The sequence below is a fragment of the Lactobacillus helveticus DSM 20075 = CGMCC 1.1877 genome (assembly GCF_000160855.1).
Lineage (GTDB): Bacteria > Bacillota > Bacilli > Lactobacillales > Lactobacillaceae > Lactobacillus > Lactobacillus helveticus.
Genome location: NZ_GG700777.1, coordinates 1 through 1,054, shown reverse-complemented (window position 1 = coordinate 1,054; position 1,054 = coordinate 1). Strand labels below are relative to the sequence as shown.

The 1,054-nt window shown below is 43.4% G+C and carries 1 pseudogene; it reads right to left on the bottom strand.

The window, feature by feature from the left end:
* Nucleotides 1-18: 18 nt before the first annotated feature.
* A pseudogene (locus tag HMPREF0518_RS09235) lies at nucleotides 19-955 on the bottom strand (IS30 family transposase).
* Between the last annotated feature and the right edge of the window lie 99 nt (nucleotides 956-1,054).

The window sequence follows — 1,054 nt, the reverse complement described above, 5'->3', positions numbered from 1 at the left end:
GAAATAACTTGAACGAATTTAGTGACGTAGATTAAGCAAGAAGCTCTCGATTGGTGTATGCCAATTAAGACATTTAAGTGGCCGGGAATTCAAATACCAATTAATTTGAATCAGCTTGTGATCGCTTAACTCTTCAATGGCTTGGCCTTTGGGAATAAATCGTCGTAAAACTCAGTTACGGTTCTCATTACTACCGCGTTCATGTGGTGAATAAGCATGGGCAAAATAAACCTGAGTACCAGTTTGCCGTTCAATTGTCTGATAGTTAGCGAACTCTTTACCATGATCCACGGTAAGCGTCTTGAGCTTGTCTTGAAGTTGACTAGCTAGTTCAAGTACGGCTTGAGTCATGGACTGACTGTCGCGACCATGGAGCCGTTTAACAATTGTCAGGCGACTCTTACGCTCCACAAAAGTAGCCACAGCTTGACCTTTACGTTTGCCAGAAAATACGGTATCAGCTTCAAAGTGGCCGAATTTCTGGCGAGTTTCGACTTTATGAGGACTCTCCTCAATTGAGCGGCCGTGATTGAATGTACCACGCTTTTCTTTAGCACGATGACGACGAATTCCATGATCAGGCAAATCGGGCAACTGTATATCAAGCCAGCCTTGATCAATCCAGTTATAGACCGTCTTGTAGGCAATCCCAACCACATGGGCAACTTGTTCAGGGGACCACTTCTGGACTTGAATCTTTTCCTCGATCAAGTGTTTAAGGTTTTTAGTGAGCGAAGACTTCCGCCCCCCGTTGACTAACCTTTCGTTCAAAGTCAGTTTGCGCTAGCCCAGCCTGGTACTCACTATTTAGCCGGTGAAGTTCGTTAAAGATGGTGGTCTTACTAAAGCCTAAGTAGTTAGCGATGTATCGCAAGGAACGTCCTTCATAACGTCCTTCATTATGAAGCGTTTCAATGACAACACGGTTCTGGAATGATAAAATAGTGGTGCTCATCAAGGTCCTTCTTTCTAATGGATTGTGCGGTAACACCATTAAAGACCTTGATGGTTTTTCTGTCCACTTAAATGTTCAACTTAAATTTTACAATCTGCC